General features: G+C 46.3%; 13 protein-coding genes. 12 read left to right on the top strand and 1 reads right to left on the bottom strand.

Features of this window, described 5'->3' with window-relative positions:
• Positions 1-2: 2 nt before the first annotated feature.
• The 6 genes from SUN_RS07430 (at position 3) to pckA (ending at position 7,605) form a co-directional block, all read left to right on the top strand.
• Positions 3-767 carry an undecaprenyl-diphosphate phosphatase gene (locus tag SUN_RS07430; RefSeq protein WP_011981120.1) on the top strand — a complete coding sequence of 255 codons (765 nt, stop codon included), beginning with the start codon at positions 3-5 and terminating at the stop codon, positions 765-767.
• Between the two features lie 189 nt (positions 768-956).
• Complete coding sequence (locus tag SUN_RS07425; RefSeq protein WP_011981119.1) at positions 957-2,339, top strand: DEAD/DEAH box helicase; 1,383 nt, start codon at positions 957-959, stop codon at positions 2,337-2,339.
• A gap of 139 nt (positions 2,340-2,478) precedes the next feature.
• Positions 2,479-2,715 (top strand): OadG family protein, encoded by a 237-nt coding sequence (locus tag SUN_RS07420; RefSeq protein ID WP_011981118.1) that lies wholly within the window; start codon positions 2,479-2,481, stop codon positions 2,713-2,715.
• A 35-nt stretch (positions 2,716-2,750) separates the two neighbouring features.
• Entirely contained in the window at positions 2,751-4,538 is a 1,788-nt protein-coding gene (locus SUN_RS07415; protein ID WP_011981117.1) for a biotin/lipoyl-containing protein, read from the top strand.
• 2 nt (positions 4,539-4,540) lie between these two features.
• Positions 4,541-5,881, top strand: coding sequence for a sodium ion-translocating decarboxylase subunit beta (locus SUN_RS07410; protein WP_011981116.1), 1,341 nt, complete (start codon positions 4,541-4,543; stop codon positions 5,879-5,881).
• Positions 5,882-6,015: 134 nt separating this feature from the next.
• On the top strand, positions 6,016-7,605 hold the full coding sequence (gene pckA, locus SUN_RS07405; protein ID WP_011981115.1) for a phosphoenolpyruvate carboxykinase (ATP): 1,590 nt from the start codon (positions 6,016-6,018) through the stop codon (positions 7,603-7,605).
• A 200-nt stretch (positions 7,606-7,805) separates the two neighbouring features.
• On the opposite strand, the gene SUN_RS07400 is transcribed toward pckA, so the two are convergent.
• Positions 7,806-8,741, bottom strand: a complete 936-nt coding sequence (locus SUN_RS07400) for a hypothetical protein (RefSeq protein WP_011981114.1) — start codon at positions 8,739-8,741, stop codon at positions 7,806-7,808.
• A 258-nt stretch (positions 8,742-8,999) separates the two neighbouring features.
• Here SUN_RS07400 and SUN_RS07395 point away from each other — a divergent pair, with 258 nt between their 5' ends.
• From SUN_RS07395 to SUN_RS07370, 6 genes are all read left to right on the top strand, one after another.
• On the top strand, positions 9,000-9,656 hold the full coding sequence (locus SUN_RS07395; protein WP_011981113.1) for a TetR/AcrR family transcriptional regulator: 657 nt from the start codon (positions 9,000-9,002) through the stop codon (positions 9,654-9,656).
• On the top strand, positions 9,653-10,930 hold the full coding sequence (locus SUN_RS07390) for a TolC family protein (protein ID WP_011981112.1): 1,278 nt from the start codon (positions 9,653-9,655) through the stop codon (positions 10,928-10,930). Before SUN_RS07395 ends, SUN_RS07390 begins: the two co-directional genes overlap by 4 nt.
• On the top strand, positions 10,927-11,937 hold the full coding sequence (locus tag SUN_RS07385; RefSeq protein WP_011981111.1) for an efflux RND transporter periplasmic adaptor subunit: 1,011 nt from the start codon (positions 10,927-10,929) through the stop codon (positions 11,935-11,937). The genes SUN_RS07390 and SUN_RS07385 overlap by 4 nt, the downstream gene beginning before the upstream one ends.
• Positions 11,938-11,940: 3 nt before the next feature.
• Positions 11,941-15,048 carry an efflux RND transporter permease subunit gene (locus SUN_RS07380; RefSeq protein ID WP_011981110.1) on the top strand — a complete coding sequence of 1,036 codons (3,108 nt, stop codon included), beginning with the start codon at positions 11,941-11,943 and terminating at the stop codon, positions 15,046-15,048.
• A gap of 9 nt (positions 15,049-15,057) precedes the next feature.
• A complete protein-coding gene (locus SUN_RS07375) occupies positions 15,058-15,822 on the top strand; it encodes a DUF4395 domain-containing protein (RefSeq protein ID WP_011981109.1) in 765 nt (254 codons plus the stop codon).
• A gap of 89 nt (positions 15,823-15,911) precedes the next feature.
• Positions 15,912-16,274: a carboxymuconolactone decarboxylase family protein gene (locus SUN_RS07370; RefSeq protein ID WP_011981108.1), complete on the top strand. Its 363-nt coding sequence runs from the start codon at positions 15,912-15,914 to the stop codon at positions 16,272-16,274.
• Positions 16,275-16,285: the final 11 nt, after the last annotated feature.

The following is a 16,285-nucleotide window of genomic DNA, read 5'->3' as shown; positions in this document are numbered from 1 at the left end:
ATTTGGATATTATTCAGGCGATAATCATCGGGATTATCGAAGGTTTTACGGAGTTCCTGCCCATCTCCTCAACAGGGCATATGATCGTAGCATCGAAATTTCTTGGTGTTGCGGAGACAGATCTGACCAAAGCGTATGAAGTCATCATTCAGTTTGCAGCCATTTTGGCGGTGATGCTTATCTACAGAGAGAAGATCACTTTCAAGAAGATCGATCTGTGGATGAAACTCCTGTTCGCTTTTCTTCCCCTTGCCATTGTCGGTTTTATCTTCAAAGACCAGGTTAAAGCACTCTTTAATGTACAGGTTGTGGCCTGGATGTTTATTATCGGGGGTATTATTTTCCTCATCGTTGAATATTATTACAAAGAGCAGGCATGGCATGTCAAAGATGTCGAGAAGGTGAGCTGGACACAGGCATGGTGGGTCGGTTTTGCGCAGATCTTTTCTCTTATCCCCGGTACGAGCCGCGCGGGGGCGACGATCATCGGTGGTTTACTGGCGGGACTTGACAGGAAAACTTCTGCCGAGTTCTCCTTTCTCCTTGCCATCCCTGTTATGGCAGTGGTCAGCGGGTATGACCTGCTCAAACACTATCAGGACTTTGCAGATGCGAACTGGGGAGCCTTCCTCATAGGCTTTATTGTTGCATTCATAGTGGCGTATGCGACGATCAAACTCTTTCTGGTTTTCCTCCAGCGTTTCACCTTCGTGGCATTCGGTATCTATCGGATCATTTTCGGGATCTTTCTGCTGATGATCTTATAGGAGAATGGTGGGTGAACCCACCCTACGCGTATTCTGAAGGGTAAATTTATCTTCTGCCAAAACAAAATTGGATTTATAGAGCCTCTCCCTGGGAGCCTCCATTAAGTTCAAAAAAATATTTTGGACAAATTTTATGTAAAGCAGGCACTGTATCTGCTGATGGCCGACAGGCCATAATGAAGGAAAAAAATGAATTTCAATCAATTTAATTTTCACCGTGATCTGGCAAAAGGGGTGAAAATAGCAGGATTTAGGGAGCCAAGTCCTATTCAGAAGATGGCGATACCGATCATTGAGGGAGGGAAGGACCTGGTAGGGCAGGCACATACGGGTACAGGTAAAACAGCTGCCTTCGGTTTGCCGATGATGGATAAACTCGCCAAAGGTGAGATCGAGCGTGCTCTGGTCATTACGCCGACCAGAGAACTGGCGACGCAGGTGGCGGATGAACTCTATCATCTGGGACGTTTTGCAGGCATCAGAACACTGACCGTGTATGGTGGAGTGGGATATGGTCGTCAGATCGCGCTGATCCACAAAGGGGTTCAGATTGTCGTAGCCACGCCGGGCAGACTCAAAGACCTTTACCGAAAGGGGAAGATCGATGTGCTCAACCCTGAGATCGTCGTGCTCGATGAAGCGGACGAGATGCTCGATATGGGCTTCCTTGACGAGATCAAAGAGATCTTCGAATATATTCCACAGAACAGACAGACACTACTTTTTTCAGCGACGATGCCGGAACCCATTAAAGAGTTGGCAAATCATATTCTTTATCAGCCTGAATTTATTTCAGTTGTGGGAGATGAAGAGACAACGAACAATATCATCGAACAGCGCTACTACGTGATCAACGAGAACCAGAGGGATGAAGCGATCGTCAAGCTCCTGGAGACGGAAGATACGAACAAATGCATCATCTTCTGCCGTATGAAAAGAGAGGTCGACAGATTGACCGAGTATCTTCAGGCTCAGGGATTCAACGCGTCTGGGCTGCATGGAGACCTTGAACAGCAGGACAGGGAAGTGGTCATTAAAGCTTACAGAAGAGGCGAGACGAAGATCATGGTCGCTACCGATGTGGCGGCGCGTGGGCTGGATGTCAAAGATGTTACGCATGTATTTAATTACCATATTCCTTTCGATCCGCAGTCTTATGTCCACCGTATCGGACGAACTGGACGCGCGGGCAAAAGCGGCCAGGCGATCACGTTGGTGACCACGGAAGAGTTCAGGGAGCTGCAGCGCATTCAGAAAGAAGTGGGTGCCGATATGCATCTTGCGACACTGCAGGGCGGGGAAGGACTGGATGAGTCAAGCCTCGAATACCTTGCAGAGCAGATCCGTGATATGCCTGTTCACAAGGAAGCAAAACGCTTGATAGAATACCTTGGAGATATAGACAAAGAACTGTTACTGGAGAAACTGATCTCCTGTTTTGTTGAAAAAGAACAGCACAATATCGGTTCACAGATCGGATTTGACCAGAACACTGTGGACTCCATGATGCAGGAATATAGTTCCGAGAAGAAAACGACAAAAAACAATAACCGCAGACGAAAGAGAAGATAAAACTATTTGAACGATTTTGTGTACTTATGTCATAGAGAAGGTTCAATAATAAAATAAACCGAAGAATATACGGTTTTTTTAACAAACAGCAAGCAAAACTATTTTAAAATTTGTAATCTACAGTTAGAAAGGTGTCCATATGGAAATTCACTTGGTAGGCGAAAGTATCAAATTCATGATCCTGGGTATGTTGATCGTATTTACATTCCTGATCATCCTTGTAGAGCTTATGAAGCTTCAAGCGAAGATCATCAACAAATACTTTCCTGAAAAGGAACCGGCAGCACCAGCTCCGACCCCCACACAGGACAGTGATGAAGAGTCACGTCGGACAGCAGCTATCATCGCAGCTGTGACAGAGTTTCGTAAAAAATAAATCAATGATGACAATCATATAGCAAGGTAGTTTAAATGGCTAAAAAATATATAGATGTAATGGATACAACTTTCAGAGACGGTTTTCAGTCCGTCTTTGGGGGTCGTGTACTTATGGATGACTTTTTCCCGGCGGTTGAAGCGGCAAAAAAAGCGGGTATAACACACTTTGAATTCGGTGGCGGAGCACGTTTCCAGTCACTCTATTTCTATCTTCAGGAAGATGCATTCAAGATGATGGACGGTTTCAGAGAGATCGTCGGTCCCGATGCGAACCTTCAGGTACTTTCACGTGGTATCAACACAGTGATGCTCGATACGGGAAGCCGTGAAATGATTGATCTATTTGCCAAAATGTTCGCAAAACACGGAACATCAACGGTAAGGAACTTCGATGCACTTAATGATGTGAACAATCTTGAGTATTCTGCACAGTGTATTAAAAAACACGGTATGAACCATGAAGTCGTTGTGACTATGATGGACCTGCCTCCGGGATGTAAAGGAGCGCATGATGTACCTTTCTATGAAAAAACCTTGAGAAACATTCTTGACAGCGGTATCGACTTTGATTCTGTCTGTTTCAAAGATGCTTCAGGGACAGCCAATCCGCATAAAGTCTATGAAACGATTGCTATGGCAAGAAAACTGCTTGGTGACAGTGTACACCTCAGATTGCACACACATGAAACAGCAGGTGTGTCCGTTGCTTCCTATCTTGCAGCGCTTGAAGCAGGTGCCAACGGTATCGATATGGCGGCATCACCGGTCAGCGGCGGTACTGCACAGCCGGATATCCTTACGATGCTGCATGCGACCAAGGGAACGAACTACAACCTTGGTGACCTCAAGCTTCAAGATGTACTTAAATATGAAGAGAGACTCAAAGAGTGTCTTGCAGACTATATGATCCCGCCTGAAGCGACTCAGGTCTCTCCTCTTATCCCATTCTCTCCAATGCCGGGCGGTGCGTTGACAGCCAATACACAGATGATGAGAGACAACGGTGACCTTGATAAGTTCGATGACGTTATCAAAGCAATGAAAGAAGTTGTCGAACGCGGCGGTTACGGAACATCCGTAACGCCGGTAAGCCAGTTCTACTGGCAGCAGGCATATGCGAACGTAATGTTCGGTCCATGGAAACAGATTGCTCCCGGTTACGGCCGTATGGTCCTCGGATACTTTGGTAAGACGCCGGTAGAGCCGGACAAAGAGATCATGGAGCTGGCAGCACAGAAGCTCAAGCTTGATCCGACGACGGAAAATCCTCTCGATATTGCAGACAGGGATGAAACAAAATCAATAGCACACTGGGAAAAAGTACTTGAAGAGGAAGGCCTCGAGGCTACAGAAGAAAATGTATTTATTGCAGGTGCATGTGATCAAAAAGGTATTGCGTTCCTGAAAGGCGAAAGTCCTCTCATGGTGAGAAAAGGTAAAGAAAACAATAGTGGAGAAGCAGAAATGGCAGGAAATTATACAGTAGTGGTAGATGGTAAGAAATACAGTGTTCAGGTTGCAGAAGGTGATGCGGATATCCAGATCTCTGAAGCAGCACCGGCTTCAACACCCGCAGCGGCAGCTCCAGCTCCGTCAAATGGTGTAGGTGCAGTGGAAATTCACTCTCAGACACCGGGTAATGTATGGAAGATCCTTAAAAACCCGGGCGATTCTGTCGCAGAAGGTGATGTGATCATGATCCTGGAAGCGATGAAGATGGAGATCGATATTACGGCTCCTCAGGCAGGAAAAATCGCATCGATCAATGTCAATGTCAATGATGCAGTAGCGGACGGGCAACTTTTGGCCACAATGGAGTAAGCATGAAGCTCAAACATCTAATACTCTCATTGTTGTTTGCCTTTGGGGCACTCACAACGACAGTGCAGGCAAGCGGGGGGCACGAAGCTGCTGCTGCGCCTGCTGCACAGACACAGGAAGCGGAAAAGGTCTATGAAGAAAAATCGATTGGTGGTTTGATCGTAAGTTTCTTCCAGACTACGGGACTTAACGCGATCGTTAATCCCAAGGAAGGTGTAAAGAACGGTGCAGGTGAAGAGATCTCCCTCTTTGCACAGAGCTGGGGACGTGTCATTATGTTCGCTATCATCTTTCTGCTCTTCTACCTCGCTATTGCGAAAGGTTTCGAGCCTTTGCTGCTGCTCCCCATCGCGTTTGGAGGACTACTGGCCAATATTCCGATCGCCAATATGACGGGGCCTCACGGGATGCTGGGTATCATTTACAACATGGGTATCGCCAATGAGTTCTTCCCGTTGCTCATCTTTATGGGGGTAGGCGCGATGACCGATTTCGGTCCGCTGCTCTCCAACCCGAAAACAGCACTGCTCGGCGGTGCGGCACAGTTCGGTATCTTCGGATCACTGGTCGGTGCAGCAGCACTTTCCCAGTATACAGGTATCGTTGACTTTACACTCAAGCAGTCAGCAGCGATCTCCATCATCGGTGGTGCCGATGGTCCGACATCTATCTTTATCGCGTCTGCGTTGGCACCTGAGCTTCTTGGAGCGATCGCCGTCGCGGCATATTCCTATATGGCGCTGGTCCCGGTCATTCAGCCTCCGATAATGAGAGCACTGACCAATCCCGAAGAGCGTAAGATCGTTATGAAAACGACAAGGAAGGTCAATCCGCTTGAAAAGCTGATCTTCCCGCTTGTGGTCATTATGATGATCGCATTGATCCTTCCTGATGCTGCACCTTTGATGGGTGCCTTCGCTTTGGGTAACTTTGCCAAAGAGTCCGGTGTGGTCGACAGACTTTCTAACGAGATGCAGAACTCTCTCATCAATATCGTCACGATCTTCCTTGGTCTGGGTGTCGGTTCAAAACTGCAGTCCGATACTTTCCTTGTAGCAGAGTCCCTGGGGATCATGGTCATCGGTCTTTTGGCATTCTCTGCAGGAACCGCGGCAGGTGTGCTTATGGGGAGACTGATGAACAGGTTCTCCAAAGAGCAGATCAACCCGCTTATCGGAGCGGCAGGTGTTTCTGCAGTACCGATGGCTGCAAGGGTCGTCTCCAAAGTCGGTTCAGAAGAAAAACCGGGTAATATTCTGCTCATGCACGCCATGGGGCCCAATGTTGCCGGTGTTATCGGTTCAGCGGTTGCAGCAGGTGTTCTGCTGTCCATATTCAAATAGGATAAGTGATCCGGAACGCTTACCAAAGCGTTCCGGTCAGCTGTTTCTGATAAAAACTTTAGAAAAAGTTTTTATTTGAGACATGCAGTGGACTATGTCCATGTTGCCTTACAAAACCATACAAAGAGGATACTATGAGTACCAGAACGCCCAACGGACTTGACAAACTCGGATTGAAAAACATCGGAGAGGTCTATTATAATTTGAGTTATGACGAGTTGCAAGCGCATGAAATAAACCAGGGAGAGTGCAAGATCTCTACCACGGGTACAGCTATGTGTGATACGGGAATCTTTACGGGAAGAAGTCCTAAAGACAAATACTTCGTCGACCAGGAGCCTTCAAACAAGAACATTGCCTGGGGTGATGTGAACAGGCCTATCAAAAAAGAGATCTATGACGAACTCCTGGATATCACCTTGGATCAACTCTCAGGCAAGAATATCTATATTACCGATGTCTATGCCGGTGCAAGTCCGACAAGCAGAAGGTCTATCCGCTTCATTACCGAAGTGGCATGGCAGGCACACTTTGTCAAAAACATGTTCATCCGTCCTACAGAAGAAGAACTGGAAACATTTGAACCTGACTTTACAGTGTATAACGCATGCAAAGCGGTGGATGAAAACTACAAAGAACACGGTCTCAACTCGGATGTATATGTTGTGTTCAACATAGAAGACAATATCTCCATCATCGGAGGAACATGGTACGGCGGTGAGATGAAGAAGGGTATTTTCTCGATGATGAACTACTGGCTGCCTCTTGAGGGCAAACTCTCTATGCACTGTTCTGCCAATGTTGGAAAAGACAATGACGTCTGCCTTTTCTTCGGACTTTCCGGTACGGGTAAGACCACACTTTCAACTGACCCCAACCGTGCACTGATCGGTGATGATGAACATGGCTGGGATGACAACGGTGTCTTCAACTTTGAAGGCGGATGTTATGCCAAAGTGATCAACCTTGACCCCAAGAGTGAACCTGAGATCCATGGTGCTATTATCAAGGATGCACTGCTTGAGAATGTCGTGGCTGATTCAACGGGTAATGTGGACTACTCGGACGATTCAAAAACGGAGAACACACGTGTTTCCTACCCTATAGAGCACATAGTAAATCACAAAGATAACCTTCAGGCAGGCCATCCGAAAAATATCATCTTCCTCTCTGCAGATGCATTCGGTGTACTGCCTCCTGTTTCAAAACTGACGAAAGAGCAGGCAATGTACTACTTCCTGAGCGGATACACCGCAAAAGTAGCAGGAACTGAAAGAGGGATCACAGAGCCGGTCGCTACTTTCTCTGCCTGTTTCGGTGAAGCATTCCTTCCACTGCATCCGACAGTTTATGCTAAGCTGCTTGGAGAGAAGATCGATGAGCATGGTGTGAATGTCTACCTTGTCAATACAGGCTGGACAGGCGGTCCATACGGTACAGGTAAACGAATGAGTATCAAAAATACAAGAGCCTGTATCAACGGTATTCTGAGTGGTGACATCCTGAATACCGAATTTGATACCCTGGATACATTTAACCTTGCTATCCCCAAAACGCTTGAAGGTGTCGATACGGAAGTACTTAACCCGAGAAATACCTGGGAAGACAAAGTAGAATACGATGCAATGCTGGCAAAACTTGCCGGTATGTTCCAGAAGAACTTCCACCGCTATGACGGGAATGGCGGGGAGTTTAACTTCGCTTCAGCAGGCCCGCAGCTCTAAAGATTCTTTCCTTCTCGGGGAGAGAAGGCTACTCTCTGTTTTCGTACAGTTTTGTCGTTCCCGCGTTGTACGTGGAAATGCATACTCCAACATAAATAATACAACGCCAATTCTATTGGCAATCTCAAGTATATATTCCCACGCTCAGCATGGGAACAAGAAAAGAAAGTGTTGTGGCCACCTCTCCGGATCAGTTAAACCTATTCCGTTAGCTCCGTAAGTATCTCTGAAAGCATCTTCTGTGTTTTTTTAACTTCCGTAATAGCGTCTTTGTCAGTAATACCAAGATCATCGATCCAGTTATCAATGGAAGGATAGCTTATGTGTACCGTACCCTCACTCTTCTTTTTGTAGATAGCCAATGAAAAAGGTGCATAGGAGCCTGCATCCGGGTGGTTTTTAGAGACAGGGAATATAACATTGAATCGGATGATAGAATAGGTATCGTAGAAATCATAGTCGCCTTTTCCTTTCAGCACTTCTTTCTGGAGATCATACTTTTTGGGTACCAGGAAACCTACCGGACCTATCTCGCCTTCGAACTCCTCTTCAAATGACTCTTTTGCATCTGTATATGTCATACCATCCTCAAGTTCAAATTCTGTTGTAAAATCAGTTGTTAACGCTTTATCTGAAGATTTTGCACTGTCGCTTTTTTTGAGGTAACTGCCGTTTGGCAGTGCTTTGTGAAGAGCGGCATCAAGAAGTTTTGCATAGGCGACCAGGTCTGGATCTGTCTTGGGTATCTTAGTGATTCTGGCCATCCCCTTCAATGAGAGCGTGGAAATATTGATCGTGTTTTTTTCGTCATCAGAATAGATCGACATAGAGAGTGGCGTGATCAATCCGATGCTTGGATATTTTTTGATCAGTTTTGCGACTGATTTATTGTTGCGAAATATTGCCAGATTGTATGATTTATGGTGAACTTTTTTATATCTTTTTTTAAAAATCGAATTCATGTCATTGTTCACATCTACATGCATACCGTTTTCATTGAATGCTTTTTCTACGCTTTTGGCATTGATTTTGCCATTTGCATTGTCGACGCTGAATATCTGGTTGTTCGCCGTACTTGCGAAACTCACTCCCATGATTAAAAACAAGCCTGCAAAAACGATTGAAATCTTTTTCATTGTTATCCCTTTAAATTAATATATAAGTATTCTACTGCAACAAACTTATTTTTACTATTTTGTATCGATTGTTCCGATTGTCCCGGTCTTGGACTCTTCACTTTTCGCTTTGATGTATACAGGAAGAATGAATAGCAGGAAAACGGCTATAACTTTTGTTATTATATTCATCTTTTCCCTATGTCAGCCATATATTTAATTTTCATTTAAAGTATTTTGCTCTATAATTAACTAACCAGTTAATTAATTAGGATACTTATGTCTAAAAAAATACAAAAACGTGATGCGGAAGCTTCCAAACAGCTCATCATTACCCATGCTATAGAACTTTTTTCCCAAAAAGGCTATGGATCGGCTTCTATGGATGAACTGGCGGAACGCTGTGGACTGAACAAGGCGATGGTCTTTTACTACTTCAAGAACAAAAAAGGGCTTTACGAAGCAGTTATGCGTGAAGTGCTCGTCGAGATACAGCAAACGATCATTGACGAGAACAAGCAGCACAGCAGGCCAAAGGACGAACTTGAAGGGTTCATCCGTACTTACGCGAAATTTGCCTGCGAGCATCCCTATATGCCATCTTTGCTGCTCAAAGAGCTCAGTGACAGCGGTGCGATTGTACCAGAGATGCTCTTTGCATCCATGCGTCAGCTTTTTGCGCTCTTCAGTGATATTCTCAAACGCGGTGAGGAGAAGGGTTGCTTTACCAATGCCATACCGATGATACTTTACTTTATGGTTCTCGGTACGCTTAATTTGATGGTAACGACCAAACCACTGCGTATCAAAGCGTCACAACTTGAGGATATAGATGTGGATACCTGCGCTTCCTGTGATATTGATGAGATTACCGACTATGTGGTGGAAAAAATATTCCGTATGCTGGATGCAACAAAACAAGGAGATTTACTATGAAACATAAACTATGGCTGGTTGGTCTGGCTGCAACATTGCAGCTTCAGGCTACATCCATCACCTCGCTACTCAATTCACTTGAGAAACGGCCAGAACACAGACTCGATATGCTGGATGTGGAAAAGAGTGCATTGGGCAAACAGGCGTTAAGTGACAAGCTGATGCCGACAGTCGGTCTGTATGCGGGATATGAAATATCCAATTCTCCCAACAGTATGTTGCCGGTACCGCCAAATACGATGATAGGAATGGTGAAAGACCAGAGCATACCACAGCCTTTCAGTAAGCAGATCATGCGTGAGGGAGTTAATTTTACCTGGCCTCTGTTCGTCAAGTCCATCTATACGCTCAAAGAGAAAGCCGAACTGCTCAATCTGGCGGCTAAAGAAAAGAAGAAACTCAATCTCATACAGAGAGAAGCCGTGGTGGTCGGTTCTGTGGCGCAATTGCGTTACCTTGAAGCACTGAAAAATGCGTTAAAGGCAAAAAAACGTTCCATCCTGCAGACACAGGTCACCATTAGAGTGAAAGTCAAAGAGGGGCGGGCACCCCAAAGTGCTATTTTCGTTCTCAACAGCCACATCAACGAACTTGATATTGCCATGAACAATATTGACCAGAGTATCAACCTTCTGAGCTCAAAGATCGAAACACTGACAGGGATCCACTTGAAACAGAGTGTCCCCATGCGTGCCAAGGCATCGGTAAACAGGGGTGAGATCTTTGCGCTCAGACCGCTTCGCAGCAAAGTGGAAGCTGGCAAAAAGGGAATGAAAGCAGCTGATGAAGCCTACATTCCCAGTATTGTAACCAAAGGAAACTATACGCTTTCTCAGGCAGATGCCTACAATAACGGTAAATCACTGCATGAGAATTTCGGAACAGCCGGTCTGTATCTTTCTATGCCGCTTTTTGATTCCTCCAAAGGAACGGCATCACAGCAGGCAAAAGTGGACTACCTCAAAGAGAAGACGACCTTGGACCAGACAGAACATGCACTCACGGTACAGGCGAAACAGCTGGAACATGAGATCCGGCTGTTGAAAAAGTCTGTAGTGTTGGCAAGAAAAAGTGTTGCCGAACAGAAACGGCTGCTGAAGATCGCCAAAGTCTCATTTTCAAACGGGACGATAACGCAGGAAGAGTATCTACGCTATGAAGATGCCCTTGCGGATGCCAAAGCGGCACTCTACAAGGCGGAAGCCAAGGAATGGCAGGATACAGCGCAGCTTGCGGTAATTTACGGAAATGATTTAAGAAGGATTGTAAAATGAAAAAAGTGTTAAAAATATTATTGTTTTTGGTTGTGATTATTGCATTGGCAGTATTGGGTGCAAAATTGATCCATGATAAACGTGCAAAAGAAGCATCCACTCCTCCTGCAAAGATTTATCCGATCGTTGCAAAGGCCATGATACCCAAGGTTGCACAGGTTAAACTGACACTGCCGTATCTTGCAGAGACACTCAATGAGACGGATGTCACACTCTCCTCGCGTATCGCATCGCGTGTCGAACAGATCGTCAAGAGCGGCAGTGAAGTGAAAAAGGGGGAGATCGTTGCCACACTCGATACAACGGATCTTACTGCGAACATCAATGCACTGAAGATCTCACTTGACAATCTGCTCAAAAGTCATAAACGTACCAAGGCGCTTTACCGGGTCAAAGGTGCTTCCATCGAGCAGCTGCAGAAAGAGCAGTCCCAGATCGCGTCGATCAAAGCCAAACTTAAATCGGCAGAGAACCAGCTGAGCTATGCGACCATCACTGCTCCTATAGACGGCATTGTTGCCAAGACAATGGCTGCTGTCGGGGATGTGACTATGCCGGGGAAACCGCTGGTACAGATCAGTGCGGAGACTGGTTTCAGTCTACTGGTGCGTACACCGCAGGATATCAGTCCAAAATCTGTTCTGTTCAACGGTAAAGAGTATACTTTGCACGGTCTGGGAAGTACGCTCCGCGGACTGAAAGAGTACAAAGCCTATATCAGCGACAGCAAAGGGCTCAGCTCCGGTGAACGTGTAGAGGTCAACGTCGTGATCTTCGAGGGTAAAGGGATCGAACTTCCTTTCGATGCCATTCTTAACCGCGAAGGGAAAAGCTATGTACTTCTTGTTGACAAGAATCGTGCCACTGCAAAAGAGGTGCATATTGTTCAGAGTGCAGAGCAGGGAGTGATCGTCTCGGATGATATCACAGGCAAAAAGATCGTCGTGGCCAAACCGGACATACTCCTGAAACTGACCAGCGGATATGCGCTCAAAGTAAAGGAGTAGCGGATGTTCGAGTTTTTCTATAAACGGCCTTATCTGCTCTATTCGGTGATCGCCGCCTTTTTCATCATGGGGATCATCGCGCTGGTAACATTGCCCAAGAACCTTTTCCCCGATGCGAACCCGCCGCAGGTCATCGTCATTACAAACGTGCCCGGTGCAACGGCACAGGTAGCGGCTTCGACAGTTTCCAAGCCTATTGAACAGGAGATCTCCCGTTTGGGGCTTGTGACCGATGTCAGTTCCGTAAATGTGGCGAACTACTCTATTGTCAAAGCAGAGTTTGGTTACAAAAAAGGGCTTAATGCCGCAGCAGTCGACGTGGCCAACGCACTGAGCATCGTCAAGGCCAAACTGCCCAAGGGTACGAACCCTGCCATTTATACGGCAGGAGATTTCACCCTGCCTGTTGATGTCATTGCCATGAGTCCGAAGAATGATTCGGTTACGCTTGCAGATATCCGTAAGATAGCAGACAGCTTTATCAAACCGGCACTGCTCAGCAATAAAACCATTGGTAATGTAGAGGTATTCGGTGGCTATGAGAGCGCGATCAACATCGAGGTCGACCCCTTCAAGGCGAAGAAGTACCATGTGAACTTCGAGACCATTGCCAAAGCTATTGGTACGCTTAACCGCGATATGCCCATCGGTTTCATCAAAGGGAAGAACGATTTTTATACAGTGACTTTTTATGGTGAAAAGGATAACATCCAACGTCTGAAACAGCTCCAGATCATGCCCAATGTACGTTTGGGAGATATCGCGAAGGTTTCATGGAGCTATCAGAAACGTACCAGCGGCTACATCGGCAACGGTAAAGATGCCGTTGCCCTGGCTGTTCAGCGTGCACCCGGCGGCTCTGTACTGGATGTTTCCAAAGCAGCACGGGCTGAAATGAAAGATCTTGAAGTGAAATACCCCAATATCCGTTTTCAGATCTCCGATACACAGCGTGACCTGATCGAACAGGCGAACGACAATATGCTTGAAGCGCTGCGTGATGCTATCATCTATACACTGCTTGTCATTATGATCTTTCTCGGGAATTTCCGTGCTATTGTGGCAGCGGGTCTCTCCATTCCGATGGTGTTCTTCTCAACCATGGCCATCATCTGGCTGACGGGCGGCGAGCTGAACATCGTCATCTACACGGCGATTATCCTGGCACTGGGAATGCTGACCGACGATGCGGTCGTGGTGCTTGAGAATGTCGAACGGCACCTGACAGAGGGGCATGAGAATCTTGAAGAGGCCATTGTTAAGGGGACCAAAGAGGTACTCAGTCCGGTCTTTGCCGGTACCGTTGCGACCATTGCCATCCTCTTCCCGCTGATGTTCATCGGCGGATTTCCTGAGAAGATATTCAAGCCTCTTATCGAAACACTGATCATTGCGCTGCTGGTGAGCTGGTTCCTTTCCATTACCTTCATTCCGTTACTTTCAAAGTGGCTTTACAAAAACGGTGTGGGCAAAACGAAGATCGAGAACGGTTTTGAATGGTTCTACCAAAATACCATCGGGCGTCTGGTCGGGCCTTATGTCGGGATCATCCGTTTTTCAAACGGTAAATTCTGGTTCTTCAGACGTATGATGCTTACTATTGGTGTTATCATGATCCTGCTTATGAGTATGAAGAACATTATGCCGACCATCGGTAAGGATGCGATGCCGCCAATGGATACCGGTATCATCAAAGCACAGATCGCTTTCAGTTCCAATGATACAGTAGAGAGTGCCGAGCGAAAGACACAGCCGTTCCTGAACTGGCTTGATAAACAGAAATGGATCAAAATGAGTTCAGTCGCGTTCGGAACGGAACCGGGTGTTCTCAGCCTGGGGTCGGGTAACCTGCCTGCCGAAGCAACCATTACCATCAATGCAGTGAACCGTTTTGAAAGAAAACAGAGTATGTGGGAACTTGAAGATGTCATTCGTGAAAAGCTCTCCCATATAGACGGGCTTAAACGTAATGATGTATTCGATTTCGGTGCGACGGCACTTTCGTCCATTAAAGCGACGGTCGATGTACGGCTGAGTTCCCCTTATGTTGACGGACTTCCGAATGCGTCACATGAGGTTTCCAAAGCCATTGAAGATGTCAAAGGACTGACTTCCATCAGTACCAGCTGGGACAAGGATTTCATGGAAGTTGAACTTGACATCGATGAGAACAAAGCGCTCAGCTACGGCATTACACCGTACCAGATCGCTATGCAGCTGCCTATCAAGGGACAGGTTGTCGGGCTCAATGCGAACTTCCAGTCGATGAACACGCAGGTTGTCCGGCTCTATCTGAAAGGAAAGTTCTCGCAGAATATCGAGACGCTCAGGCTGCTGCCGATCACGACACCTAATGGAGAGATACCGCTCAGCCAGATCGCGACGCTGAAACGCCACTTGACCTTTGCCAAAATAGAGCGTGACAAAATGCTCTACAGTGTCGATGTCAACGGTTACCGTGCGAAACGTCCGGTCACGCATCTGACTGACGATACGATAGCGGCACTCAAAAATGCCAATATCAGTGATATTCAGATCGACCAGACAGGGGATATCGCCCAGATAAACGACAGCTTCAAGCGTATGCTCAAAGCCATCGGACTGGGTGTGATCATTCTGCTCATGACGTTGATCGCGATCTACCGATCGGTCAGACTTGCATTTATTATGATTCTTGTACTACCGCTCTCGCTTATTGGTGCGGCGTGGGGGATGCTGCTATTCGATAAACCAAGCTGTATGCCAAGTTTGCTTGGGATACTGCTGCTCTTTGGTATCATCATCAAGAATGCCGTCCTGCTCATAGATTTTTATCAGGACTACAGGGAAAAAGGCGAGAGTCCATTCGAAAGTGCTCAAGAAGCGGTACGGGTGCGTTTCCGACCGGTCATGATGACGGCGTTCGGTACCATTGCCGGTATGATCCCTATCGCTCTGGAACAGGCGGTCGGACTGGAGCGTCTTTCTCCTCTGGCGGATGTTGCCATCGGCGGTCTGCTCGTCGGTACGCTACTGACACTGGTATATGTACCGATGTATGCGTACATATTTGATAGTGGCAATAAAAAAACGAATCCGCTTGAAAAAGTGGAAGAGCTTATCGAATCATAAAGATATATAATGAATTGGAAAGAATTTTTTCTATACGGTGAAAAGGTACCCGGTTACGAAGTGCGTGTCCTCAATGAAAGAGAAGCGCGTGCTGCGGCAGCCATTCTGTTCGTCGGTGCTTTTTTGGGGTTGATGAACGGTGTGATGCTAGGTACGCCTGTCTTTTCCCAATATTTTGTGACATTTTTTGCGATCGATTTTACCATGAGGGTCGTTCAGCCGCGTTATGCTCCGAGTCTGATGCTGGGGCGATTTTTTGTGCAGAATCAGAAACCCGAGTATGTTGGTGCGGTACAGAAACGTTTTGCCTGGTCACTTGGGTTTATCCTGGCATGGCCGATGTTCTACTATCTGGTCATCGATTTGCAGCCAAATCCGTTGAAAGTCCTGGTCTGTCTTATCTGTATGGCGCTTCTCTTTTTCGAAGCGGCATTTTCCATCTGTTTGGGATGCAAGATCTTCGAATGGGTTAAAAAGAATGACCCCAAATACTGTCCGGGCGGTGTCTGTGAAATGCAGATCAAAGAGCCTATACAACGTTTTTCCCTGGCACAGAAGATCATCCTTGTTTTTACCATACTGGTTATGGGATACGGAATCTTCGCCTATTTTACAAAGTTGCCGGATAAAACGATCTTTGTCAAAAAGATGAAGACTCTTATGATGAGTCAGGAGGAATTAGATGCTATGAAGGCGGAACGCGATGCCATTAAAAAGGCAAAAGAACAAGCTGAAGTAGATGCTTTCTTTAGCGATGACGATGAGGACTTTTAATCTGTTTTCTTTTTGAAGCACTCTCTGTCGGAGTGTTTTGAAGATAAAACAACGTTTTATCTGTAATACAACAATAGAAAGGAATAACTATGCAGGCACCAACACCTGAACAAGTAGAAGCAATGATGATAGAGAAAATGGGGTCACTGCCCCAAAGTTTGAACAGCGCAAAGGCGATCGATCCGAGATTTCTGGTCGAGCAGGCGATGAGCAGTAAGTTCAGCGTACAGGATGAGAAGAATCCTTTTGATCCCAAGACATCCATGATGATCATGCTGGCCGCTTCCATCACATTGGGAAGTGAAGAGTGCATCATGGAACAGACTAGAATGCTCAAAAAAATGGGTATAAGCAAAGAAGAGATGGCATTTCTGGTCAAGATCGTAAAACATGCCCACTCAAGTGCCGTCATGGGTAATGCAAAAACAGCTTTTGATACCTTCGAAAGCTAAAGAACAAAAAA

This window comes from Sulfurovum sp. NBC37-1, from assembly GCF_000010345.1.
Taxonomy (GTDB): Bacteria; Campylobacterota; Campylobacteria; order Campylobacterales; family Sulfurovaceae; genus Sulfurovum.
Note: the sequence above shows the minus strand (reverse complement) of the source record. Positions and strands in the feature narration are given on the sequence as shown.